Annotated in this window: 22 protein-coding genes; 10 read left to right on the forward strand and 12 right to left on the reverse strand. The window is 73.6% G+C overall.

Features of this window, described 5'->3' with window-relative positions; all coding sequences use genetic code 11:
• Positions 1-41 precede the first annotated feature (41 nt).
• Positions 42-611, forward strand: a complete 570-nt coding sequence (locus M4D82_RS30845; protein ID WP_249770598.1) for a GNAT family N-acetyltransferase — start codon at positions 42-44, stop codon at positions 609-611.
• Between the two features lie 194 nt (positions 612-805).
• Here the strand turns inward: M4D82_RS30845 and M4D82_RS30850 are convergent, their stop codons facing one another.
• Positions 806-1,744, reverse strand: coding sequence for a hypothetical protein (locus tag M4D82_RS30850; protein WP_249770600.1), 939 nt, complete (start codon positions 1,742-1,744; stop codon positions 806-808).
• Positions 1,745-1,905: 161 nt separating this feature from the next.
• Between M4D82_RS30850 and M4D82_RS30855 the strand changes: the two genes are divergently transcribed.
• The 4 genes from M4D82_RS30855 to M4D82_RS30870 all read left to right on the forward strand — a co-directional run bounded on the left by M4D82_RS30855 (position 1,906) and on the right by M4D82_RS30870 (position 6,020).
• The gene (locus M4D82_RS30855) at positions 1,906-2,574 is read left to right on the forward strand and encodes a HEAT repeat domain-containing protein (protein WP_249770602.1); all 669 of its coding nucleotides are present in this window, start codon (positions 1,906-1,908) and stop codon (positions 2,572-2,574) included.
• A 12-nt stretch (positions 2,575-2,586) separates the two neighbouring features.
• Positions 2,587-3,594 (forward strand): HEAT repeat domain-containing protein, encoded by a 1,008-nt coding sequence (locus tag M4D82_RS30860; RefSeq protein WP_249770604.1) that lies wholly within the window; start codon positions 2,587-2,589, stop codon positions 3,592-3,594.
• A 94-nt stretch (positions 3,595-3,688) separates the two neighbouring features.
• Positions 3,689-4,246: a PadR family transcriptional regulator gene (locus M4D82_RS30865; protein WP_249770606.1), complete on the forward strand. Its 558-nt coding sequence runs from the start codon at positions 3,689-3,691 to the stop codon at positions 4,244-4,246.
• 49 nt (positions 4,247-4,295) lie between these two features.
• A complete protein-coding gene (locus M4D82_RS30870; protein ID WP_249770608.1) occupies positions 4,296-6,020 on the forward strand; it encodes an acyl-CoA dehydrogenase family protein in 1,725 nt (574 codons plus the stop codon).
• A 77-nt stretch (positions 6,021-6,097) separates the two neighbouring features.
• Here M4D82_RS30870 and M4D82_RS30875 read toward each other — a convergent pair whose 3' ends face one another.
• From M4D82_RS30875 to M4D82_RS30885, 3 genes are all read right to left on the reverse strand, one after another.
• The gene (locus M4D82_RS30875) at positions 6,098-6,862 is read right to left on the reverse strand and encodes a DeoR/GlpR family DNA-binding transcription regulator (RefSeq protein WP_249770610.1); all 765 of its coding nucleotides are present in this window, start codon (positions 6,860-6,862) and stop codon (positions 6,098-6,100) included.
• Between the two features lie 49 nt (positions 6,863-6,911).
• Positions 6,912-7,514, reverse strand: a complete 603-nt coding sequence (thpR, locus tag M4D82_RS30880) for an RNA 2',3'-cyclic phosphodiesterase (RefSeq protein WP_249770612.1) — start codon at positions 7,512-7,514, stop codon at positions 6,912-6,914.
• Positions 7,515-7,606: 92 nt separating this feature from the next.
• Positions 7,607-8,515 (reverse strand): class I SAM-dependent methyltransferase, encoded by a 909-nt coding sequence (locus tag M4D82_RS30885; RefSeq protein WP_249770614.1) that lies wholly within the window; start codon positions 8,513-8,515, stop codon positions 7,607-7,609.
• A gap of 107 nt (positions 8,516-8,622) precedes the next feature.
• Between M4D82_RS30885 and M4D82_RS30890 the strand changes: the two genes are divergently transcribed.
• The gene (locus M4D82_RS30890; protein WP_249770616.1) at positions 8,623-9,210 is read left to right on the forward strand and encodes a TetR family transcriptional regulator; all 588 of its coding nucleotides are present in this window, start codon (positions 8,623-8,625) and stop codon (positions 9,208-9,210) included.
• 32 nt (positions 9,211-9,242) lie between these two features.
• Here the strand turns inward: M4D82_RS30890 and M4D82_RS30895 are convergent, their stop codons facing one another.
• Both M4D82_RS30895 and M4D82_RS30900 read right to left on the reverse strand, forming a co-directional pair.
• A complete protein-coding gene (locus tag M4D82_RS30895; protein WP_249770618.1) occupies positions 9,243-9,800 on the reverse strand; it encodes a GNAT family N-acetyltransferase in 558 nt (185 codons plus the stop codon).
• Between the two features lie 39 nt (positions 9,801-9,839).
• Positions 9,840-10,919 carry a DUF5954 family protein gene (locus M4D82_RS30900; RefSeq protein ID WP_249770620.1) on the reverse strand — a complete coding sequence of 360 codons (1,080 nt, stop codon included), beginning with the start codon at positions 10,917-10,919 and terminating at the stop codon, positions 9,840-9,842.
• A 190-nt stretch (positions 10,920-11,109) separates the two neighbouring features.
• Here M4D82_RS30900 and M4D82_RS30905 point away from each other — a divergent pair, with 190 nt between their 5' ends.
• The 4 genes from M4D82_RS30905 to M4D82_RS30920 all read left to right on the forward strand — a co-directional run bounded on the left by M4D82_RS30905 (position 11,110) and on the right by M4D82_RS30920 (position 15,194).
• Complete coding sequence (locus M4D82_RS30905) at positions 11,110-11,679, forward strand: TetR/AcrR family transcriptional regulator (protein ID WP_249770622.1); 570 nt, start codon at positions 11,110-11,112, stop codon at positions 11,677-11,679.
• Positions 11,680-11,764: 85 nt separating this feature from the next.
• Positions 11,765-12,952, forward strand: a complete 1,188-nt coding sequence (locus M4D82_RS30910; protein ID WP_249770624.1) for a GDSL-type esterase/lipase family protein — start codon at positions 11,765-11,767, stop codon at positions 12,950-12,952.
• A gap of 159 nt (positions 12,953-13,111) precedes the next feature.
• Positions 13,112-14,542: a rifampin monooxygenase gene (gene rox / locus M4D82_RS30915; RefSeq protein ID WP_249770626.1), complete on the forward strand. Its 1,431-nt coding sequence runs from the start codon at positions 13,112-13,114 to the stop codon at positions 14,540-14,542.
• Positions 14,543-14,636: 94 nt separating this feature from the next.
• Complete coding sequence (locus M4D82_RS30920) at positions 14,637-15,194, forward strand: pyridoxamine 5'-phosphate oxidase family protein (protein ID WP_249770628.1); 558 nt, start codon at positions 14,637-14,639, stop codon at positions 15,192-15,194.
• Positions 15,195-15,406: 212 nt separating this feature from the next.
• On the opposite strand, the gene M4D82_RS30925 is transcribed toward M4D82_RS30920, so the two are convergent.
• The 6 genes from M4D82_RS30925 to M4D82_RS30950 form a co-directional block, all read right to left on the reverse strand.
• Positions 15,407-17,929: an acyl-CoA reductase gene (locus tag M4D82_RS30925; protein ID WP_249770630.1), complete on the reverse strand. Its 2,523-nt coding sequence runs from the start codon at positions 17,927-17,929 to the stop codon at positions 15,407-15,409.
• Positions 17,930-17,931: 2 nt separating this feature from the next.
• The gene (locus M4D82_RS30930) at positions 17,932-19,080 is read right to left on the reverse strand and encodes a LuxE/PaaK family acyltransferase (RefSeq protein WP_249770632.1); all 1,149 of its coding nucleotides are present in this window, start codon (positions 19,078-19,080) and stop codon (positions 17,932-17,934) included.
• Entirely contained in the window at positions 19,077-20,231 is a 1,155-nt protein-coding gene (locus tag M4D82_RS30935) for a GNAT family N-acetyltransferase (protein WP_249770634.1), read from the reverse strand. Before M4D82_RS30935 ends, M4D82_RS30930 begins: the two co-directional genes overlap by 4 nt.
• On the reverse strand, positions 20,228-21,568 hold the full coding sequence (locus tag M4D82_RS30940; RefSeq protein WP_249770636.1) for an MFS transporter: 1,341 nt from the start codon (positions 21,566-21,568) through the stop codon (positions 20,228-20,230). The genes M4D82_RS30935 and M4D82_RS30940 overlap by 4 nt, the downstream gene beginning before the upstream one ends.
• A complete protein-coding gene (locus tag M4D82_RS30945; protein WP_249770638.1) occupies positions 21,565-22,848 on the reverse strand; it encodes a phenylacetate--CoA ligase family protein in 1,284 nt (427 codons plus the stop codon). Before M4D82_RS30945 ends, M4D82_RS30940 begins: the two co-directional genes overlap by 4 nt.
• A 336-nt stretch (positions 22,849-23,184) precedes the next feature.
• Positions 23,185-24,144, reverse strand: a complete 960-nt coding sequence (locus M4D82_RS30950) for a nucleoside hydrolase (RefSeq protein ID WP_249770640.1) — start codon at positions 24,142-24,144, stop codon at positions 23,185-23,187.
• Positions 24,145-24,167: the final 23 nt, after the last annotated feature.

Consider the following 24,167-nt stretch of genomic DNA (forward strand, 5'->3'; position numbering starts at 1 on the left):
CGGGGCGCCAAGGGGCCGGGCGCGCCGCATACGATCAACCGATGATCGCCTCCGTCACGCTCCGGGCCTCCGCGACGCCGACCGCTCCCGCCCTTCTCCTGCGCCCCTGGCGCGCGGCGGACGTCACCGCGCTGGTCGAGGTCTACCGGGACCCCGACCTGCGGCACGGGACGAGCACGCGCATCGCGTGCGAGGAGGACGGGCTGCGGTGGGTGCGCGCCGCGCAGCGGGATCGGGCGGCGGGCGTCCGGCTCGCCTTCGCCGTCTTCGAAGCGGCGAGCGCCGTGGCGGCGGGGCGGTTGGTGGGCCACGTGGTGCTCAAGGAAGTCGCGCCCGGCAAGCCGTCCGCCGAGGTCGGCTACCGGACGGCGGCGTGGGCTCGCGGGCGAGGCGTGGCCCCGAGAGCCCTGGAGGCCCTCACCGTCTGGGCCCTCGACACCTTCCGCGCCGACGGCCTGGAACGCCTGGAACTCCTCCACCAAGAGGACAACGTGGCGTCCTGCCGCGTCGCGCAAAAGTGCGGCTACGCCTTCGACAGGACGCTCCCGTCAACCCCTCCCTCCTACCCCCTCGACGGACACCTCCACGTACGTCACGCGGTCGCCGCCTGACCCGCCTCGTACCACCCGGCGGCGCCCGCCGATCGCTCCGTCGAGCGTCGAGCGTCGAGCGTCGAGGGGCGTGGCCGCGCCCGACTCCGTGGGTACCCGGAGGTCACCCGTCCGTCATCAGCCGGTCGGTGGCCCGCTCAAGCGTCCACGGCCGCCCGGCGCGGCAGGCCTGCCCCGCCCCGGTCGGCGGGGCGTCAGTAGCCGCCGCCGTAGCCGCAGCTGTGTCCGCCGCTGAAGCCGCCGCTTCCGCCGTAGCCGGTGCCGCCGAACCGGTGGGAGCCGCGGCTCGGCGGGGGAGGGGGTGAGGTGAAGGTGAGGTGGTCCTCGTAGAACAGCTCTCGCCACCAGCGCCCGAAGCTCACGCCCTCCAGCTCGCGTTCCGTCTCGGCGAGTGCCGCGCCGTCCCACCGGAGGTCGTCCGGCTCCAGCTCCTTCAGCTGCCGGCGCAGCTCCGCCAGGGCGACAGCGGGGGTCTCCTCCCCCGGGGCCGAGACGGGCCCGTCGGCGCGGGGGACGTCGTGCCGGAAGACGTACGCCGTCCGAGGGCTTCCCGTCGGCACCGACCAGCCCCAGATCGACCGTTCGGCGAGCCGCTCCCTGCGACGGCGGGCCTCGGCCTCCCGGCGGGCGACCTCGCGGGCCCGCTCGGCGGCCTTGTCCTTCTCGGCCTGCACCGCCTGCCGGATCTCGCGGCCGATCGGCTCGTACGCCTCCGTGGCCTCGCGCATGACCCGCTCGTACCGCTCTCGGGTCGCCAACCAGTCGCGCAGGGCGCGGCGCGCGGCAAGGGGCTGCCACCACGGAACGGAGGTGGCGAGGCGGTGGGCGGCGGTCACCTCGCCGCTGACGTCGTCCACGGTGGCGGCGTAGGCCAGGCCGGCCTCGACCCAGCGGCGGCAGGTCGACGGCGCACACGGGACGAGGTTCCCGGCCCCGTCACGCGGCCCCGGCGTCCACACCAGGAAGAAGGGCGCCGCACGCCCCACAGGCCTGCCGCCGTCGAGGAAATGGACCTCGGGGTGGTGTTCGAAGACCCGGACGTGGCCGTCGCGCGGGCCGACCGGCTCGCGGTCCCTCTGCCTGGGGAGCAACGCCCTGTAGTGGTAGAGGTACGGCAGTACTGAGCGGTCCATCGGCTCCCCCTCCGCGTTCCCGCCTCCCAGGGTGCCCGCGCCGCCGGCCACCCGGCAACCCCCTGCCCCGCACCGTGGTGCCCGGCCGCCGGTGGACGACGTACGACTTGACCTTGACACGGTGACAAGGTCTTCACTGCGGGGCGAAGGAGGTGGTCCCGATGACCATGCCGAAACAGGACACGGAACCGACGCGAGCGCTCCGGGGGTTGGACGACAGCCGCCCGTCAGTGCGGCTGCGGGCGGCGCTGGAGGCCGGCACGACACCGGACCGGCGGTTCGTCGACAGGCTCGTCGAACGATGCGCCGTCGAGCCCGACTTCTCCGTGCGCGAGATGCTGACCTGGGCGCTCACCCGCCACTCACCGTCCTTGACGGTCCCCGAGCTGCTGACCGAAGTCCGCTCGGAGCGGGCTCAGGCGCGTAGCCAGGCGTGGCACACCCTGTCCAAGATCGGGGACCGGCGGGCGTGGTCGGCGATCACACCGGCGGCCCTGGCCGACGCCGACGACGAGGCGGCGCGGAGCGCCTGGCGGGCGGCGGTCGTGCTCGTACCCGAGGGCGCGGGGCCCGAGTTGGCGACGGCGTTGGCGACGCAGCTCGGGCGCGGCGGGCGGGAGACGCAGCTGAGCCTGAGCCGGGCGCTGATCGCGCTCGGTGAGGCCATCACGCCGACCCTGCGCGCCGCGATGACGGACCCCGACCCGCGTGTGCGCCGGCACGCCATCGCCACGGAACGGCTGGCGCGTGACCCGGACGCGGGCTTCGAGTTCGCGATCGAGGAGGCGAAGCGCATCATGGCCCTGGGGCCGGCCGGCCAGGAGGGGTGAGGGTGATGGGCAGTGTTGATCGGTGACGTGGCACGACGGTCCGGGGTCAGCGCCCGCATGCTCAGGCACTACGAGTCGCTCGGCCTCGTACGGCCCACGGGCCGCACCGGGGCCGGCTATCGCGAGTATTCCGACGAGGACATCCGCCGCATCTTCCACATCGAGAGCCTGCGGTCGTTGGGGCTGTCCCTGCGCGACGTCGGCTCCGCGCTGGACGATCCCGGCTTCGCGCCCTCGGAACTCGTCGCCGACCTCATCCGTCAGACGCGCGAACGCGTCGCGGCCGAGACGGCGCTGCTCACGCGACTTCGCCGGATCGGTGCCTCGGAACCCGCCGGTTGGGAGGACGTCCTCCAGACCATCGCACTCCTGCAGGCTTTGGGTTCGGAGAGCGCCGGCAGGCGCCAGCGCGCGGCCCTGGCCTCGGTCGAGGGGGTCACGGTGCCCGTGGAGGCCCTGGTCGAGGCGGCGCTGAGGGAGAGCGACCCGCACGTCGCCGGGGCCCTACGCTGGGCCTTGGCGCAAGCGGGCGGCGGTGGTGGAGCGGAGCTTCTGGCGGCGGGACTTGCCTCACCGCTGGCCGAGGTACGCGAACGCGCCGTCCGGTCCCTCGCCGAGCTGGCGAGCACCGAAGCCACCGCACTGCTGGGGGACGCCCTCACGAACCCCGACGTCGTCGTCCGCAGGCACGCGGCTCTGGCGCTCGGGGCGCGCGGAGTGGCCGACGCGATCCCGACGCTCGTCGAGATGATCGTCGAGGAGACCAACGACGCCGACGCCTCCGATGCCCTGAGCGCACTGGCGGGCGACCCCGCGTCGGCGGATCGGATCGCCGCCCGGCTCGTCGCCTGCCTCGCCCACGACGCCCTCGGCCCGTCCGCCCGCCGCAGCGTGACCCACGCGCTCGCGGACATCCCGGGACCCACGGCGTCCCGCGCCCTCGCGGACCTCTCCCACGACGCGGACCGCGCCGTCGCCCTGACCGCGACCTACGTCCTCACTCTCCGCGAGGCGCGATAGACCCCCGGGGCGACTCGGTTCGGGGTCCGTGACCCTCGTCTCACCGGGGCGGGGGCGCTTGTCTATGCAACGAGTTGCATAGAAGGATCGGGGCATGGCCCTCGAACACGCGATCCTCGTCTCCCTCCTGGAGAAGCCGGGTTCCGGATACGAGCTGGCCCGGCGGTTCGACCGGTCCATCGGGTACTTCTGGACCGCGACGCACCAGCAGATCTACCGCGTCCTCAAGCGCATGGAGGACGACGGCCGGCTCGACGTGCGCGACGTCGCCCAGCAGGCGCGGCCGGACAAGAAGGAGTACTCCGTCACGGCCGTCGGCCGCGAGGCCCTCGCGGCCTGGCTGCGCGAACCGATCCAGCCCGACAGCGTCCGGCACGAACTGGCCGTGAAGATCCGCGGCGCGGCCTTCGACGACCCGACCGCCCTGATCCGCGAGGTCGAGCGGCACCGCCAGGAGCACGCCGACCGGCTCACGCACTACCTCGCCGGGGAGCTGCGCGACTTCACCGGCCCCGACGCCCCCGCACCGGGCGACCCCGGGCGGGAGCTGCAGCACGTCGTGCTCCGCGGGGGCATCGCGTACGAGCGCATGACGCTGGCCTGGCTGGACGACGTACTCGCCACCCTGCACGGTCTGACCGGCACCCGCTGACACCCTCGGCCCTCGACCCTCGGCCCTCGACCCCGAAAGGCGACCCCTCATGACCGACCCGCTGCTGTTCAACCCGCACACCTACGACCCCGCGCACTTCGACCCCGAGACCCGCCGCCTGCTGCGCGCCACCGTCGACTGGTTCGAGGCCCGCGGCAAGCGCCGGCTGATCGAGGACTACCGTTCCCGTGCCTGGTTGGCCGACTTCCTCGCCTTCTCCGCCAAGGAAGGCCTCTTCGCGACCTTCCTGACGCCGGCCTCCGCCGCCGGCGAGGAGGAGTCGGACAAGCGCTGGGACACCGCGCGCATCGCCGCCCTCAACGAGATCTTCGGCTTCTACGGCCTCGACTACTGGTACGCCTGGCAGGTCACCATCCTCGGCCTCGGCCCCGTGTGGCAGAGCGACAACGCCGCCGCCCGCCGCCGCGCCGCCGAACTCCTCGAACAGGGTGAGGTGTTCGCCTTCGGCCTGTCGGAGAAGGAGCACGGCGCCGACATCTACTCGACCGACATGCTGCTGGAACCCGACGGCCGGGGCGGCTTCCGCGCCACCGGCTCGAAGTACTACATCGGCAACGGCAACGCCGCCGGTCTCGTCTCCGTCTTCGGCCGCCGCACCGACGTCGAAGGACCCGACGGGTACGTCTTCTTCGCCGCCGACAGCCGCCACCCCGCCTACCGGCTCGTGAAGAACGTCGTCGACTCCTCCAAGTTCGTCAGCGAGTTCCGGCTGGAGGACTACCCGGTCGGCGCCGACGACATCCTGCACACCGGCCGCGCCGCCTTCGACGCCGCGCTCAACACCGTCAACGTCGGCAAGTTCAACCTCTGCACCGCCTCCATCGGCATCTGCGAGCACGCGATGTACGAGGCCGTCACCCACGCGCACGGCCGCATCCTCTACGGCCGTCCCGTCACCGCCTTCCCGCACGTGCGCCGCGAACTCGCCGACGCCTACGTGCGCCTGGTCGGCATGAAGCTCTTCAGCGACCGGGCCGTGGACTACTTCCGCACCGCCGGCCCCGACGACCGCCGTTACCTCCTCTTCAACCCGATGACGAAGATGAAGGTGACCACGGAGGGCGAGAAGGTCATCGACCTCATGTGGGACGTCATCGCGGCCAAGGGCTTCGAGAAGGACAATTACTTCGCCCAGGCGGCCGTCGAGATCCGCGGCCTGCCGAAGTTGGAGGGCACGGTCCACGTCAACCTCGCGCTGATCCTGAAGTTCATGCGCAACCACCTGCTGGAGTCGGCCGACTACGCCGCCGTGCCGACCCGCCTGGACGCGGCCGACGACGCCTTCCTCTTCCGCCAGGGACCCGCCCGCGGCCTCGGCTCCGTACGCTTCCACGACTGGCGCCCCGCCTACGACGCGTACGCCGCCGTGCCGAACGTCGCCCGGTTCCGCGAACAGGCCGACGCCCTCTGCACGTTCGTCGCGACCGCCGCACCGGACGAGGAGCAGAGCCGCGACCTCGACCTGCTCCTGGCCGTCGGCCAGCTCTTCGCCCTGGTCGTGCACGGCCAGCTGATCCTGGAGCAGGCCCGCCTCACCGGCCTGGACGAGGACGTCCTCGACGAGCTGTTCTCCGTCCTCGTACGCGACTTCTCCGCGCACGCGGTCGAGTTGCACGGCAAGGACTCCGCCACCGAGGCGCAGCAGGCCTGGGCGCTCGGCGCCGTACGCCGCCCCGTCGTCGACGCCGACCGCGCGGCCCGCGTCTGGGCACGCGTCGAATCGCTGGCCGGCGCCTACGAGATGGCCCCCTGAGCCGCTACGACCCCCGCCCGGGGCGGCCCACCGCCGCCCCGGGCGCTTCGCCCATGGCATGACCCACCAGACACCCCCTAGACCCGGATCACCTCCGGGCCGTGGGCCGTGGCGATTTCGGTGGCCTGGTCGTCGGTGAGGCCGGTGTCCGTGATCAGGACGTCCACCTGTGACAGGGCCGCGAAGCGGGCGAAGTGGCGGACGCCGTACTTGGAGGAGTCCGCCACCAGGATCACGCGGCGGGCGCACGACACCATGGCCCGTTTCACCGCCGCCTCGGCGAGGTCGGGGGTGGTCAGACCGGTCTGGGTCGAGAATCCGTTGGTCGCGATCACCGCGACGTCGGGTTCGAGTTCGGCCAGGTCCCGCAGGGCCCACGCGTCCACCGCCGCCTGCGTGCGGTGGCGGAGCCGGCCGCCGACGATGTGCAGGTTGAGGGTGGGGTGTTCGGCGAGCCGGGCCGCCACCGGGAGCGCGTTGGTGACCACGGTGAGCGTGGAGTCCAGCGGGAGCAGCGCCGCCAGCCGGGCCACGGTGGTCCCGGCGTCGAGGAGGACGCTGCCCCGCTCGGGCAGCAGCGCCAGCGCGGCACGCGCGATGCGGTCCTTGTCGGCGGCGGCGGTGGAATCCCGCTCGGCGAGCCCCGGCTCCAGGCGGAACCCCCCGGCCGGCAGCGCGCCGCCGTGGACCCGGCGCAGCAGCCCGGCCCGTTCCAGCGCGCTCAGGTCCCGCCGTACGGTCTCCTGCGTGACGCCGAACTCCTCCGCCAGGGAGGGAACGTCGACCCGGCCGCGTTCCTGGGCCAGCTGGACCATCCGGTGCTGGCGCTCGGGTGCGTACATGGGGGATCGGATCCGTTTCGTATCGTTTCGTGCCCGTACATGACGGACCCTACTCCGCCCCGGAACCGTCGGCTCCGCCTCCGAAGGGCCACGCCTCGATGTCGCGGTAGCGGATCGGCTCCGGGCCCCGGCCGAAGTTGCTGCCGACCAGGTGCAGGCGCTCGGCCGGCCACCGCCGGCCGGTGAACGTCGTCAGCCCGTCGGCGATGTCCGCCGCGCGGAACGGGTCCTCCCGCCGGGACCGGGCCAGGGTGAGGTGTGGGCGCAGCGGCCGGTCCTCGAAAGCGACCCCGCACTCCTTGACCACCGCGCGCACGTCGGCGGCCAGCAGGTGGAGCCCGTCGACGTCGCCGTCGATCCCGGCCCACGCCACCCGCTCCCCGAAGTGCCCACCGCCGCGCAGGGCGAGCTCCAGCGGGCGGCGGGACGCGGCCAGCTCCGCGAGGGGCGGCCGCAGGAGCGCGACGGTGTCGACCGGGAGCTCTCCGAGGAAGGCGAGCGTGATGTGCCAGTCCTCTATCCGGTTCCAGCGCAGGCGCGGATGGGCGTCGTAGGCGGGGTGCAGCTCGCGTTCGAGTTCCTCCTTGGCCTCGTCGGGCGGGGCGAGGGCGATGAACAGGCGAACGGTCGCCCCGGGGATTTCTTCGGTCATGAAGGAATTCGTACAGGGCGGGGGCCGCCCGCGTCACCTTCGGGTCCCCGGCCACGTCCCGCCCCGCCCGCGCCCCCGCCCGCGCGCGCCGCTCAGGCCGGGACGGTCGCGGTCAGCAGCCGGCCGGTGCTGCGCAGCCGGACCGCGCCGTCGCTCTCGTACGGCCGGAACGCCCGCGTCAGGCGCTGCCGCGCGAGGGTCCGCGTCGCGGGATCGACCTGGCCGAGGAGGTGGCGTCCGGGGCCCGAGTCGAGCAGGAAGTCCGCCGCGTCCCGGGCGTCTCGGCCCCAGGTCCCGTACGCCTCCACGTGCTCGGCGCGCACGTCCCGCAGGCCCGCAGAGCGGAGCAGGCCGGTCGCGACCTCCGCGTCGGCGAGGGAGAACATGCCCGGACCGCCGGGCGCGCCGAAGCCGCCGATCGGCAGGATGTCGCCGAGGGCGGCCAGCTCCGTCAGCCACTGGTTCTCCTCCGGCGCCGCCGTGCAGAGGAACGCGACGCGACCGCCCGGCCGCAGGGCGGAGGCGATGTGCGCGAACGCGGCGGCGGGGTCGGCGAAGAACATGACGCCGAACCGGCTGATCGCCACGTCGAACGCGGCGCGGGGGAGCGGGTGGACCTGGGCGTCGCCGTGGACGAAGGACGCGTTGGCGACGCCTTCGCGCGCGGCGACCGCACGGGCCTGCTCCAGCATCGGCCCGGAGAGGTCGAGGCCCACCGCGCGACCGCCCCCGGCGGCGCGGGCGGCCAGGCGCGTGGTGGCGCCCGCGCCGCAGCCGATGTCGAGGACGTGCTCGGCGGGGCGGATCGCGGCGGCCTCGAACAGGAGCCCGTCGAAGCCGGCGTTCACCGCGTTCCAGCGGTCGTGGTGGGCGGCCCAGTGGGCGCCCTCGTACCCGTTCCACGCCTGCGCCTGGCCCGTGTTCGCGGTGTCCGCCGTGCCGGCCGTGTCGGTGGTGCCGGTGGTGCCGGTGGTGCCGGTGGTGGTGCTGTGCTGTTGCATGCGGAAGACCTCCCGAGCGGAGTGGCGCACGCCCTAGGATGGGCGTGTGCCCAAACAGTATGGGCGCGCGCCCATACTGGCAACGGACTTATCTCGGGAGGATGTTGATGTCACCGCGTGGAGTGGCCATCGAAGACCTGCGCGAACGGCTCTTCGCCGCCGCGGAGCGGGTCGTGGCCGGGGACGGGGCCGCCGCGCTGACCAGCCGGGCCGTCACCGAGGAGGCGGGCTGCGCCAAGGGCGTGCTGCACGCCCACTTCGCCGGCCTGGACGAGTTCGTCGCCGACCTCGTGCTCCACCGCTTCGCGATCACCGCCGCCGCGGCCGCCGACCTCCCGTCCCGCGCGGGCGCCGGCACGGTGCACGGGCACCTCGCGGACGTCGCCTCGACGGTGCTGGCCCTGGACCCCGGCGTCGTGGGTCTGGCCGTGACCCGCCCGGCGGCGGCGCGGCGCGTACGGGAGGCGTGGCAGGCCGGGGCGCCCGGCTTCACCGCCGTCCAGACGGCGGTCGGCGACTACCTCCGCGCCGAGCAGGGCCTCGGCCGGGTCCCGGACGGCCTCGACGTGGATTCGACCGCCCTGGCCCTGGTCGGCACCCTGCACCACCTCCTGATGACCGCCCCCACCGACGCCCGCCCCATCACCACGGCCCAGGTCGAACGCCTGATCACCGCCCTGGTGGGCACCCCGTGAGCCGCTGACGGAATCGCGTGCCCTCCGGCCGGTCAGGCGCCGACGCGGCGGCTCAGAACCTGGCCGGGCCAGGTGTCGGACAGGAAGCGGTCGGTGGGGGTGAAGCCGTTGCGCTCGTAGAACGCGACCAGCTCGCCCCCGCCGCCCGCCCAGCAGTCGACCCGCAGCAGGTCCACGCCGGCCCGCCGGGTCTCGTCGGCGGCGTGGGCCAGCAGCGCGGCACCGATGCCCAGCCCGGCGTAGCGGCGGTGGGAGACCAGCAGGCGGACGTACCGCTCGGGTTCCCCGGCCGGTGCGATCGGCATCTGGGGGCTGGGCCCGGAGTCCAGTACCAGGGCGCCGACCGGAGTGCCGTCGAGCTCGGCGATGTAGGGGGTGTTCTCGGTCGTGTACCGCTCGACCCGCGCCACTCCGCCGGGCTTCTGCGAATACGGAATGGTGCCCCACTGCTCGGTGTTGCCGCGCTCGTTCATCCAGCGCACCGCCGAGTCCAGCATGTCCAAGACGGCCGGCGCGTCGGCCGGGCCGCCCGGCCTGATCCGCAGGGCAGGTATGTCGTCACTGGTGTCAGGTGTCGTTTCGCCGATCATGACGGCAGTCTAGGCACGCCGAAAGGGGCTGATGCCGGGTCAATCCGCCTGCAGGACGTTCCCGTCCTCGTCCAGACCGAGGTGGATGCGGGTGGGCTCCTGGCTGTTGACGTCGGACGGGCGCGGGCCCTCGGGTCCGTCGGGGCCCCAGCGCAGCAGGCGACGGGTGCGGACGATCCGGTACACGGCGTCCTGGAACTCCAGCCGGTTGACGCGCCCCACCCGGAGCGCGTCGGCCGCCTCTGCGTACTCGGCTGCCTCCGCCACGCTCTCGTCGGTGGACGCGCGCGCCGCCCAGGTCCGGGCGTCGACGGTCGGCTCGGCGTCGTAGGGGATGACGCCGTACATCCGGGGCCACATCCACGTCAGGGCGAAGTCCAGCGACTTGCGGGCGGCGTGCGCGGTGGCGTGGGGGCCGATGACGGGCTTCCAACTGTGCGGCTTCTGCTCCACGACCGTGAACGTCGCCGGCAGCAGGAGGACGTCCGGATGGGTGCGCAGCGCCCGCCGCGCGTCGGCGCGCACGTCCTGGGGGAAGCGTTCGCCGGTGTAGCGCAGGCCGCGCATCGCCACGCGTTCGACCGCCTGGGTGGGGGTGACGGGCAGGTCCGGGTCCAGGATCAACTCGTCATCGATGTCCGGGTCCTTGGTGGTGCGCTCCCAGTCGGGGACCAGGGGCTCGTGGTCGGTCGGGCGCGGCTGTTCGATGCCGTCCGGGCCCGTCACCGCGTACTCCTCGGCACGCACGACGCGGTACCGCGTCCCCTCCACGTCGAGGTCGTCGACGCGCTCCCGCTCCAGCCGGGCGACGGCCGCCAGCAGTGCGCGCCGCTCGGCCTTGTCCCGCGCCTCGTCCTTGGCACGGAACCACAGGCGCGAGTTCAGTCCGTCGCGAGCGATCTGCGGGCAGGGATCCGTCACGGCGGCCACCACGCGCCACCGCGCGCCGTCCTCGGGCGGCAGCGCCGCCACCCCGAACAGGGGGCCGCGCACCACCACCGAGGCCGCACGCACCGCCGCGTCCATCGCGTCGGCTTCCACGGCTGCCTCCACCGGCTCCACCGGAAACCGCACCACCACCGGCCGCGACGCGCGCGGTCCCGCATCCCCAGGCTTCATGCCGCACATCCTGCCGACGCCCCCGCCCGACCGACCCGAAAACGTCGATTCTTCGCTCCGAAGGGGTTCCGGCCTGTACGGGCGCCGACGGGCTCCAGCTGTGGGGCGACCTTAAGGAAGTTGCCTAATCTCATTAGGTAACTGCATACTCGTCAATGCCAAGACCGGAACGTGATGTGGAAGGACGGACATGGCACGGGTAGGGCTGACCACGGAGCGCCTGGTCCGGGCGGGGGCCGAGCTGGCCGACGAGATCGGCTTCGAGCAGGTCACTCCGGCCGAGCTCGCCCGGCGGTGCGGGGTGAAGACCGCGAGCCTGTACTCGCACGTCAGGAACGCGAACGACCTCAAGACGGGGATCGCTCTCCTCGCCTTGGAAGAGCTCGCCGACCGGGGCGCCACCGCGCTCGCCGGGCGGGCCGGCAAGGACGCCCTGACGGCCTTCGCGAACGTCTACCGCGACTACGCCCTGACGCACCCCGGCCGCTTCGTCGCCGCCCGTTACCCGCTCGACCCGGAGGCGGCCGCCGCCTCCGCCGGCGCCCGGCACGCCGAGATGATGCGGGCGATCCTGCGCGGCTACGACCTGGCCGAACCGCACCGGACCCACGCCGTGCGCCTGCTCGGCAGCGTCTTCAGCGGCTACGTCACCCTGGAAGCCGCCGGCGGCTTCGGCCACAGCGCCCCGGACCCGCAGGAGAGCTGGACCGAGATCCTCGACGCCCTCGACTCCCTGCTGCGCACCTGGCCCACCACCTGACCGCCTTCTCCCCTGACCACGCGACCGAAGAGACCGAAGAGACCGAAGAGACCGGCGAGACCCGAGAGACCGGAGAGACCGAGAGATGCGCGCCGCACACGACTGGATCACCACCCCCATCACCGCCGACCGCCTCCGCGGCGCCCTCGACCTGGAGCACACCGAACGCGGCGTCCTCCCGCACCGGCTGCCCGCCCAGGCCCGGCGGCAGATTCCCGACGGCCAACTGGCCATGGCGGAGTCGCAACCCGCCGGCGTACGACTGGCCTTCCGCACCCGGGCCACCGCCGTCGAACTGGACGTCGTGGCCACCAAGCGGGTCTACGTCGGAGCACCTCCGCGCCCGGACGGGGTGTACGAGCTCCTCGTGGACGGCCGCCTCGCCGGCCGGGCCGTCGCGCCCGAGGGCGACACGCTCATCATCGACATGGGCGCGGGCACCGCGCAGACCCGCCCCGGCCCCGTGGAGACCCTGCGGTTCACCGACCTGCCGGATCACGAGAAGGACGTCGAGATCTGGCTGCCGCACGACGAGACCACCCGACTGGTCGCCCTGCGGACCAACGCCCCCGCCGACCCCCCGACGGCCGACGGCCGCAGGGTGTGGGTGCACCACGGCAGCTCCATCAGCCATGGCTCCGACGCCGCCACGCCCACCGGGACCTGGCCCGCCGTCGCCGCGGCGCTCGGCTCCGTCGAACTGGTCAACCTGGGCTTCGGGGGCAGCGCCCTGCTCGACCCGTTCACCGCCCGCGCGATCCGCGACACCCCGGCGGACCTGATCAGCGTCAAGATCGGCATCAACCTCGTCAACGCCGACGTGATGCGGCTGCGCGCCTTCGGTCCGGCCGTCCACGGCTTCCTCGACACCATCCGCGAGGGCCACCCCACCGCGCCCCTGCTGGTCGTCTCCCCGATCCACTGCGCCATCCACGAGCACACGCCCGGCCCGAGCGCCCTGGACCTCGCCGCGATGAGCGAGGGCCGGCTGAGCTTCGTGGCCACGGGGGACCCCGCCGAGACCGCCGCCGGGAGGCTGACCCTCTCCGTCATCCGCGACGAGTTGGCCCGCATCGTCAGCGAGCGCGCCGCCACCGACCCGAACCTGCACCACCTGGGAGGCCTCGACCTCTACGGCGCGGCCGACGACGCCGAACTGCCGCTGCCCGACGCCCTGCATCCCGACCCGGCCACCCACCGCCGCATCGGCGAACGCTTCGCCCGCCTCGCCTTCGGCGCCGGCGGCCCGTTCGCCGCCGAAACCGACCGCTGATCCACACCGCTGATACACGGAGGGCAAAACACGAAAGGCAAGGAGTCGGAACTCCTTGCCATGCTCAATTTATAGCGCACAGGGGGGCTTGCGGCAAGGCCCCGGGGAGGGCGCAGAATCGGCAGTCGAAGCCAGGACCTGCTGAAATGGGCGAAATTGATGATCGACGTGATCGTGGCCGGTGGCGGACCGACCGGACTGATGGTGGCCAGTGAGCTGCGGCTGGCGGGCGTGCGCGCCGTCGTGCTGGAGAGGCTGACCGAGCCCACCAAGGAGTCGCGTGCGCAGGGTCTGCACGTGCGCAGCGTCGAGGTGATGGACCAGCGCGGTCTACTGGAGCGGTTCCTGCCGCTCGGGAAGCGGTTCACGGTCGGTGGCTTCTTCGCCGGCATCGGCAAGGAATGGCCTCAGGGGCTGGACACCGCGCATTCGTACGTCCTCGCGATCCCGCAGGAGGTCACCGAGCGTCTGCTGACCGAGCACGCCACCGAGCTCGGCGTCGAGATCCGGCGCGGCTGTGAGCTGGTGGGGCTGAGCCAGGACGAGGAGGGGGTGAGCGTCGAGCTGGCCGACGGCACGCGCCTGCGTTCGCGCTACCTCGTCGGCTGCGACGGCGGTCGCAGCACGGTGCGCAAGCTGCTCGGCGTCGACTTCCCCGGTGAGCCCGCCAAGGTCGAGACGCTGCTCGGCGCCATGCGGCTGGCCGAGGATCCGGAGACGGTCGCCGCCGTGGTCGCGGAAGTCCGCAAGACCCAGCTGCGGTTCGGTGCCATGCCCCTGGGCGACGGGACGTACCGCGTCATCGTGCCCGCCGACGGCGTGTCGGAGGACCGTACGGTCCCCCCGACCCTGGAGGACTTCAAGCGGCAGCTGCGCGCCTTCGCCGGCACCGACTTCGGCGTGCACTCGCCGACCTGGCTCTCCCGCTTCGGCGACGCCACCAGGCTGGCCGAGCGCTACCGGGTCGGCCGCGTGCTGCTGGCCGGCGACGCGGCGCACATCCACCCGCCGACCGGCGGACAGGGCCTCAACCTCGGCATCCAGGACGCGTTCAACCTCGGCTGGAAACTGGCCGCCGAGGTGCGCGGTTGGGCCCCGGACGGGCTGCTGGACACCTACCAGACCGAACGGCACGCGGTGGCCGCCGACGTACTGGACAACACCCGCGCGCAGATGGAGCTGATGTCCACCGAGCCGGGTGCCCGGTCGGTGCGCCGGCTGCTGGCGGAGCTGGTCGAGCTGGAGGAGGTGAACCGGTACCTGATCGAGAAGATCACCGCGATCGGCGTCCGCTACAACCTCGGCGAGGGCCACGCACTGCTCGGCCGCCGGATGCGGGACCTGACGCTGGGGAACGGCCGCCTCTACGAACTGACGCGCGGCGGGCGCGGACTGCTGCTCGACCGGACCGGCCGGCTCTCGGTGGAGGGCTGGGCGGACCGGGTCGACCACGTCGTCGACTCCGCCGAGGAGCTCGACGTGCCGGCGGTACTGCTGCGCCCGGACGGCCACGTGGCCTGGGTCGGTGAGGACCAGCGGGACCTGACGGGCCACCTGGAGCGGTGGTTCGGGGACCGCGACCGCCCCTGATCGGGCGGCGGGACGCGCGCGAGCGGGCGTGGCGGTGGCTCCCCGGCGGGCGGTGCGGATGTTGGATGGGGACGGGACAGGAAGGAGATCCGCCATGCCGGCACAGGGATCCGCGAAGCGACCCACGACCGAACTCGACGCCCGCTACAGTTCCGCGCTCACGCCCCGTCCGGGCGCCGCGGACGTCACCGCCACCGAGTGGACCGAGGCCCAGCGGCAGCTGGAGGCCGCGGAGATCTTCTGGGTGTCCACCGTGCGGCCCGACGGCCGACTGCACGTCACTCCGGTGATCGCCGCCTGGCACGGCGGAGTCCTGTACTTCTCGACGGGCCCCGGGGAGCAGAAGGCGAAGAACCTCGCCCACGACGCGCACTGCGCCTTGACCACCGGCGGGAACTCGCTCACCGAAGGGCTCGACCTCGTGGTCGAGGGCACCGCGCGGCCGGTCGAGGACCGGGCGGAGTTGGAGGAGGTGATCGCGGCGTACGAGGCGAAGTACGGGGCGCACATCACCTCCCCCGAGGGCACCTTCCACGGGATCGACGACGCGTTCCGCCGGGGCGACGCGGTCCTGTTCGGGGTGGCCCCGACCACGGCGTACGGGTTCGGCCGCGACGACGGCGTCTACAGCCACACCCGGTGGACGTTCTGACCACGCGGGGGCTCCCCGTACGGCCGGATGTTCGCGGGCGCCGGGGCCCGGGACGAGGACGTCGCCGTGGACGGCGGCGAACATGCCCGCCGTCTCGTCCGTGACGACGGGGCGCCGGTCGCCCCGGGCCGCCGGCGTGAGGCGGCCGAGCTTGTTCAGGTCCAGCTGCGGCACCTGGTCGACGCCGACGATGGACAGGCCCCGCCGCTCCGTCAGCGGCGGGCGTCCACCACCGCGCGGAGCTTGCCGCTCCCCGGACTGCGCTCCAGCGAGACCCCGTCGACCGCCTCGACGACCAGCTCCAGCAGGCCCTCGTCCACCGCCGACCGCAGCTCGGCGTAGCCGGACAGGAACACCTCCCGCAGCCGCGCCGGATCCGTGGCGGCCGTCCGCTCCACCCGTACGGTCAGCCGCTCGCGCGCCGGCGTCCGCTCCAGCAGGATCTGCGACTCGCCGCGATGGCCGCCGGCTTCCTCGGCCAGGGACACGAAGCGCCGCCGGTCGAGGAAGTACGTCGCCACGCGCATGACGTCCCCGATGCGGCCCTGGAGTTCGAAGCGGGGCGCCAGGCTGCCGCACGTACAGCGACCCGGAACCTCCCGGCCGAGGTCGCCGATGACGTACCGGCCCAGGCTCTGCCCGCGTCGGGCGTGCGTGGTGAACACCAGCCGGCCGGTGTCGCCCGGCGTGACCGGCCGGTCCTCGGCCGGGTCGAGGATCTCCAGCGTGTGCAGGTCGGCGTGCAGGTGGTGGACGCCGCCCGAGCTGTGCGCGCACTGGTAGCCCAACGGGCCGAGGTCCGTGCTGCCGTAGGTGATCGAGCGGACCACCTCGATGCCGAACTCCTCCGTCAGCGTCCGCAGTTGCTCCGGGGTGAAGTGCTCGCCGCCGTAGAAGACCTTGCGCAGGCCGCCGTAGGCGCGCAGCGCGTCCGCCTCCGCGTGCAGGAGCTGCCACAGGTACGAGGGCATCCCGAACAGGGTGTCGGCGCCGTGGTCGATCAACGCCCGCGCCGTGGCCCGGTGGTCGTCGCCGGCCGCCAGCGGGAGCTGCACCCCGCCGAGGCGTTCCAGTACGGAGAAGAAGCTGATGAAACCGCCGTACATGCCGCCGCAGTAGAAGAGGTTGGCGGTGCGGTCGCGGGCCGGGTCGTAGCCGGCGGCGAGCAGGCCGCGGGCCGCCGCGTGCATCTGCGTGTCGTAGTCGTCGTAGCTGAACAGCGACAGCGCCGGCGCGCCGGTGCTCCCGCCGCTGCGGAAATACAGCTCGGCATCGGCCCGCGCCACCCGCCCGTTGCGCTCCTGCACCTCGTCCTTGCCCAGCAGCGGGCCCGACGGTCGCGGCAGCAGGACCGGCCGCGCCAGATCGTCCAGACAGGCGGTCGTCGCGAAGCGCTCCGGATCGGCCTGGACGGCCACCCGACGGCTGTAGCGCTGGAGGGCGTACACCCCGTCGTGCGGCTCGCCCGCGTAGCTCTCCGACATGGCGCCGATCGGGGTGACGCGGGTGACTCCGGCGGCGAGCGCCGTGCGGGACAGCTCGGCGAAGTCCGTCCGGCTGCCGGCGATGCCCGCCGTCTGGAGGTAGCGGCGCATCGGGCGCAGCGTGGCGATCAGCCGCTTGCGGGGCAGCGGCTTGACCCACACGCTGCGGTGCAGCGGCGAGGCGGTGAGCGGGGACCGGGTGTCGGCCATGACCCGCCAGGCGCCGTCGGACGCCGCGAACACCCGCGTCAGACCGAGGTGTTCCTCCAGTCGGGCCACGAGCTCGGTGGTGGTCAGCTCCGCCTCCTCGGCGGGACGCACGTCGCCCAGGGCGCCGAAACCGGTCGCCGTGGCCGGCAGCCGCGCCGCGAGGACGCCGGCGAAGCGCTCGGCGAACGCGAACACCTCGCCCTCCTCCTCGGTGTCGAGGTAGACCACCTGGGGGCTGGAACACGCCTGCTGCTCGAAGAGGCACACGTCATCCGCGAGGGCCTCCAGCGTTCCCTGCTCCGACCAGGCGTCGGCCGTCAGGTAGGCGAAGGAGATCCGGTGCCCCCACTCAACCAGCCGGCAGCCCTCCGGCACGTGCGCGGCGACCCCCGCCACGGCCGCCTCTCCGCCCCACACGGCGACGGCGTCCGCGGGCGCGCACATGAGCCGCAGCCAGTCGTCTCGCGACGACGGGAACCGCAGGACGACGATCCGCGCGGCGAGTGCCCCGCTGGGGTCCAGGGCCGCCAGTTCGGCCATCAGGGCCTGCGTGAGCAGGGTGTCGGCGCTGCTCGTCTTGAGGATGTTGACGTTGCCGGCGAGCAGGCCCTCGACGATGCTCAGCGGCGCCACGGTGGCGGCGTTGCCCGGAGCGATGTGCGCGACCAGGCCGACCGGCGCCCACGCCTCGTAGACCGTCTCGCGCGGATCGGCCCGGTTCAGCCGGCCCGGGACGGCGCTGCCGAGTTCCCGGCGGAGCTTGCGGGTCAGCTCCCGGCGGCCGAGGAGCCGGCCGAGCTCGGCCAGGACGGCCGGATCCTCGCCCTCGGGCAGGTGCGCGGCGAGCCGGGCACGCACCGGATGCGTCGGGTCGAGGAGGGCGGTGGCCAACGCGTCGCACGCCGCCAGCACGGTCTCGGTCTCCAACACCGTGGCGAGCGCGGCCTCGACGGCGGCGGGCCAGTCGGCCAGCCGGCGCCCGGCCTCCTCCTCGCCGATGAAGGCGCCCTGCCAGTAGTGGTGGTTCGTGGTTTCGGTCATGGTCACGCCATCCCCTTCATCAGTTCCGCCGCGGCCACCGCGCAGCTCCGGTTACGGCTCACCCCGGCCCGCCCGTGGACGGTGAACCACGGCGTCCGCAGCTCGCACCCACAGGCGTCCCCCGGCTGGAGGGAGGCCAGGTCGCCCATCACGACGCTCTGCGCCGGTACCGAGGTGATGTACGGCGAGACCAGGTGCAGGTACCCCGGCTCCCCGTACGGCAGCGGCTCCAGGGTGCGTGTGGAGCGGATCGTCACCCGCGACCAGACGGGCGCGTGCAACCGGTGGTGGTCGCACTCGACGTACGGCACGCAGTGCTCGACCGAGCCGAAGGTGTCCCGGATCCGCTCGCCGGGGATGCCCAGCTGCTCGGTGACCCGGGCGTACAGCTCCTTCTTCTCGACCCGCCGGTCGGCGTGCCCCTTCCAGCCGCCGCCGAGGACGACGAGGGAGCCCTCGGGCAGCCGCAGCGGGGGCACGCCCATGGCCCGCATCCGTTCCAGGGTGAAGAAGAGGAAGGCGGGGAAGCCGAGGATGCGGACGGGCGCGTCGTCCCCCTCGAAGCGGCGCAGCGCGGCGATGCAGCCGAAGGGGTCGAACTCGTGGTCGCCGCCCGTGTTGCGCAGCGCGTACGCGACCTCGCGCGCCGGGGCGAAGTCGCACAGGTAGTTGTCGGTGAAGGCGGTGCCCAGGTTGAGGGAGGGCGCCGGCTCGTAGCTGTAGAGCAGGTAGTTCACCTCCCGATCTGGGGTGATCCAGCCGTTGCGCTCGAAGATCCGGGCGACCATGCGCTGGGCGGAGCGGATGGTCCAGCGGTCGAAGAACATCTGCGACTTCTGGCCGGTGGTGCCGGAGGAGGTCAGGTGCAGGTCGACGTCCTCGCGCGGGATGGAGAGCACCTCGTGCCGCTTGAAGAAGTTCGCGTGGACCAGCGGGGTGCGGTACGGCCCGTCCGGGGCGGTGGCCTCGTACAGGGACGCGAAGAACGGGGAGCGTTCGGTGTGCCAGGCGTTGATCTCCGCCATGGCGGCCGCGAACAACTCGTCCTCGGCGGGCCCGTGGGCGTACGGGTCGGTCAGATCGCACAGCCGCTGTACGTGCGGCAGCAGGGCCGGGTCCGGCACGGTGACCGGGGCGAGATGGGGGTTCACGGGGCAACCTCGGATGGTGTGGGCAGGTGTGTCGACGCCCAGGCGGACACGTAGCAGTCCAGATAGGGCTGGAGCGGCGGCTCCACGGCGACGCCGCGGAAGTCGATGCGCTCCGTGGAGCGGGACAGGACGGCGTAGTCGTGGAACCCGTCGCCGTCGGCGCGCATCGCCGGATAGAGGGCTCCGGCGACGAAGCCCTGGGCCAGGAAGGCGGAGAGGGCCTCGTGGTGGGCGAGCGGTACGAGGGCCTCCACGTAGCCGGCGCCCGCGCGGGCCAGGGCCCGGGTGACGGGCTCCAGGTGGGCGGCGGCCGAAGCCGGGTCGGGGTGGGCGCTCAGCAGGGAGCAGTAGCCACCGGCCCGGTTCAGGTACGCGTACACCTCGAAGCCGCCGTCCTCGGGGGTGAGCAGGACGTTCGGGGTGTGCAGCGGGTAGAACCAGCCCTCGCCGCCGGGGAAGCGCTCGCGGAATCGGCGTGCCACGAAGGCCGGGGCCTCGATCAGCTCCAGCCGCGCGGAGGCACCGCGGTCCACGGAAGCCCCGGGCGCCCGCAGCGGATCGGCGCCGGCCCGCACGCCCGGGTAGGCGATGCCGAGCGCGGTTTCCGAGGCACGCAGCAGCGGCAGCAGCGGCGCGGGCACTTCGGTGACGGGGACCCGGCGGTCGAGCACCCCGGGGGAGTGACGCGCGTAGAGCGCGAGGCTCTCGCGACTGCCGATGTCGACCGCGTTGGGCAGGATGCCCAGCGGGCGGAAGCCGTTGCGGGCCACGACCCGCTGGGGGCCGGCGCTGACGGTCCGTACGGTCGCGTACACCGAGTCCAGCCGGCCGGTGTCCGACATGGCGGCGCACAGCGCCCCGGTGAGGGCGGCGGCCAGCCCCGACGAGCGGTGCTCGGGGTGCACGGCGATGCCCTCCAGACGGCCGATGCGGCTGCCGGCCTCGCCGTGGATGGCCGCGGACGCGGTCAACGCCCCGGTGGCGGCGCAGCGTCCGACGAGCCACAGCGAGTCCGGGTCGGCGATGAGCCGCGCCATCTCGGCCGGGTCGCTGCCGAGGGCGACGGGGTAGTGCGGCCCGTAGACGGCGTAGTACAGCTGCCGCAGTTCGGCGATGTCGGCGGGGGCGGCCGGGGTGATGACGGGGTTCACCGCGCGCCTCCGATCGGCTCGGCGCCGCGCCGGCCGAGCAGGGCCAGGTACCCGACGGCGGGCAGCAGGCCGATGCCCTGGACCAGGCACAGGGTCCGGGGCGAGACGAGGTCGCCGGCGAAGCCGAAGACGAGCGACGCCACCGGCAGCGAAGCGCCCAGGACGGCCTGCATCACGGCGAAGAAGCCGGGCTTGTCGGCCGCCGGGACGAGCCGCTGGAAGAGCGCGACGAAGCGCACGCTGACGGCCCCCGCGCACCAGCCGGCCACGGCCAGGCAGCCCGCGACGACCGCGTGGTGCGCGACCAGGCCGGGCAGCGCGAGGGCGAGGGCCATCAGCCCCAGGCAGTACGCGCCGGCGACGGTGGGCCGGCCGGGGATCCGGGTCCCGGTGAAGGCCCCGACGAGGGCGCCCGTCCCCAGGGACGCCTCCAGCAGGGCCACGGTGGCGCCCGCGCCGCGCAGGACGGAGCGCGTGTAGAGGGGGATGACGACGAACACGGCGGCGGTGAAGAGGTTCGCGGCCGTGAAACAGACCAGGATCCGCCGGACGGAGGGCAGTTCGCCGAGGATGCGGCGGAGCGTACGCGGCGCGGCGGGATCGGCCGTGTCGTCACCGCAGACCGGCGCCGGCCCGGAGGCGCGGAAGCGGGCGCCCGCGATGAGGAGCGCCGCGCCGAGGTAGGCGGCGGCGCAGCCGGCGGCCAGGGCGGGCACACCGGCCCGGTCGACGGTCAACGCGCCGAGCAGGGCGCCGCCCAGGCCGGCCAGGGACTGGGTCGACAGCTCGAAGCCGGTGGCCGCCTCGATGTCGGCGTCCTCGACGAGCTCGGGCACCGACGTGGTCAGGCAGGGGTCGAAGAACGCCTGACAGGTCGCCAGGGCGAGGGCCGCCCCGTATACGGCCGGCAGCGGCAGCCCGCCGGCCCCCGCCCACAGCGCGAGAACCGCCGCGACGGTCCCGGCCAGGGCGGCGGAGTTCCGCAGCACCGAACGGTGGGCGAACCGGGCGACGGCCCGCGCCACCACGGGCGCCAAGGCGACGGCGGGCAGCGTACAGGCGGCCATGAACAGCCCGGAGGCGAGGCCGGCGCCGTCCCGTACGGCGTGGGCCACGAGCCACCACGACACGCCGACCTGGAACATGCGCACGGCGGCCTGCGTCAGGACCTGGCCGAGCCACACGGCGCCGAAGGCGCGGTTGCGCAGGACGAGCGGCGCGCGCCGGCCTTCCGCCGAGCGGAGAGGCGCCGTCGCCGGAGGAGTCGCGGTGTGCGGTGGGGTCGCGCTGTCGGGAGGGGGCGTGGTTTCCGGTGCGGGCGCGGGCGGGTGGCTCACGCGGTCGGCCTCTCGTCGAGGACCCGGATCAGCTTGCCCGAGCGCGGGTTCACGGCGAGGTCGCGGTGGCGGGCCCATTCCACGGCCGGCGGGTGCACGAACCCGGCGCGCACGCTGTCCGGGTACAGCGGCCGTATCGACTCGACTTCGGCGACGACGGCCTTCGCCAGCGCCTCCCGCACTCCCGGGTCCGCCGCCGGACCGGCGTCGCCCGGCGCGGTGGCCAGGCGCAGGACGAGCCCGTCACGCCCGTCCCAACGGCGTACGACGAGCTGCGTGCCGACCACGAGGCCGGCGGTGTCCGCCGCGGCCACGGCGTCCTGGACGTCCTGGGTGTGGAGGGCGACGGGTCCGACCCGTACGCCTTCCTCGGCGCGGCCCAGGAGGCGGAAGTGCCCCGGCCCGGTGCCGGTCCACTCCGCCCGGTCGCCCGCCGGGTAGCGGATGATCGGCATGAGCCGCCGGAAGAGGCTCGTGACCACGACCCGGCCGGGACGTCCCGGCTCGGTGATGGGCTCGCCGGTGGTGTCGTCGAGGATCTCGACCACCGAGTACGGGGTGAACGCCCGGTGCACGCGGGCGTCGGTGCCCGGCACGGGCCGGCCGAGCAGGCCGGCGTCCACGCTCGCGTACCCGATCGAGTGGACCTCCGCGCGCGGGAAGGCGGTGGCCAGCAGCCGCCGCTGGTCGGCGAAGAGCGCCTCGCCGCCGAAGAGCAGCAGTTCCACGCGGTCGAGCCGCTCGCCGGACGCCGCCACCCGCTCGGCGAGCCGGCACAGGGTGGTCGGGGTGCCGGCGACGACCTGCGCGGCGAGGTCGCGCAGGGTGGGGAGCGTCGACGCCGGCGGTGCGGCGCCGCCGATGGGCAGGCGTACGTTGTCCACGGGCGCGTGGGCGAGGGAGTCGAGGACGAACAGGAAGCTGGCGTACAGCTCACCGGCGTAGAACAGGTCGGCGACCCGGTGTCCCGGCCGCAGGCCCGCGTCCACGAGGCCTTGGCCGAACGCGGTGACGAAGACGCGCCACTCGTCGCGGGTGTAGACCGAGAACTTGGGGGAGCCGGTGGTCCCGCCCGTCTTGTACACGGTGGCCTCGCTGAGCGGGCCGGTCAGCAGGCGGCTGTCGGGCAGGGCGTTGGCCGCCCAGAAGTCCTCCTGGTCGACCACCGGCAGGTCGGTGAGACGGGCGGTGTCGGGCGGTAGGGACGCGTAGAGGTCCCGGTAGAAGGGCGAGTTGTGCCGGGCGAACCGTATGAGGTCCGAGAGCTGCAGGGCGGACATGGGCCTTTGCCTTGATGAACGGAAATATCGGAGCGGGAGCCCCCGCGGGGCGCGGCGAGAGCGCGCCCCCGTCTCCTCGACGGACGTCAAGAACTGACGTGCAGTCATGATGATGAAACATCAGTGCGGACACCGCCAAATCAAGCGAAAATTTTCGGCCAGAGGGCAATAATTCAACGATTCTTTGCCCGAGGTCGGACGTGGCGGAGCGGCGTGCGCCATACGGTCGACGGGCGCGCGGGCGGGGGCCCGGTGCCCTGCGGAGTTGGCCTGAACATGCCGAACCCGGGGGTGCCCCTCGCGGCCGTGCCCCTCGCGGCCGCGCCCCTCGTCCCGTCAGTCGGTGGTCGGCGCGCCGCCGCCCAACGTCGCCACCGCCGCCAGCAGCCGCTCCCAGAACGGCTCGACCCGCAACTCGACCGCGACCCGGGCGTTCGCCGGCCGCCCCAACGTCCCGTGCAGGTCCACCACGGTCGCCCCGCGCGTGTGGTGACCGTGCAGCTCCACGGCCACGTACGCGTCCACGCACGCGACCAGCTCCGGGTCGATGACCCGGGCCACCGCCACCGGGTCGTGCAGCGGGGGAGCGGGGAACCCCCACAGCCGGCGGTACGTGCCCCCGAAGAATCGCAGCAACTCGGCGCAGATCCGCCCGAGTTCGGTGTCCAGGGCCTCGAACCGGGCGAGGACCTCGGGGGTGGCGAGTGCCTGGTGGGTGACGTTCAGCCCGCACATCGTCACCGGGACGCCGCTGCGGAAGACGATGTCCGCCGCCTCCGGGTCGGTGTGGATGTTGAACTCGGCCGCCGGGGTCCTGTTGCCCCGCTCCGTGGAGCCGCCCATCAGCACGATCTCCCGGATCCGGGGCGCCACCTCCGGGTAGCGGGTCAGCAGGAGGGCGATGTTGGTCAGCGGCGCGGTGGGCACCAGCGTGACGGGTTCCGGGTGCCCGGTCAGGATCCGGTGCAGCAGCTCCACCGCGTGCTCGGGCTCCGCCTCGATCGTCGGCGTGGGGAACCGGGGCCCGTCGAGCCCCGACTCCCCGTGCACGTCGTCGGCGACCCGCAGCGGCTGCGTCAGCGGCCGCGCGCACCCGGCCGCGATCGGAACCCCGGTGATCCCGGCGACGGTGCACACCCGCAGGGCGTTGAGGGTGGTCTTGTCGAGGCTCTGGTTCCCGGCGACGGTGGTGATGGCCAGCAGGTCGACCGACGGATCGCCGGCGGCGAGGAGGATCGCGAGGGCGTCGTCGTGCCCCGGGTCGCAGTCGATGACGATCGGAACGGGAACGCTCACGTACGGACCCCTCTCCCTCGGAC

The sequence above is a fragment of the Streptomyces sp. RerS4 genome (assembly GCF_023515955.1).
Taxonomy (GTDB): Bacteria; Actinomycetota; Actinomycetes; order Streptomycetales; family Streptomycetaceae; genus Streptomyces.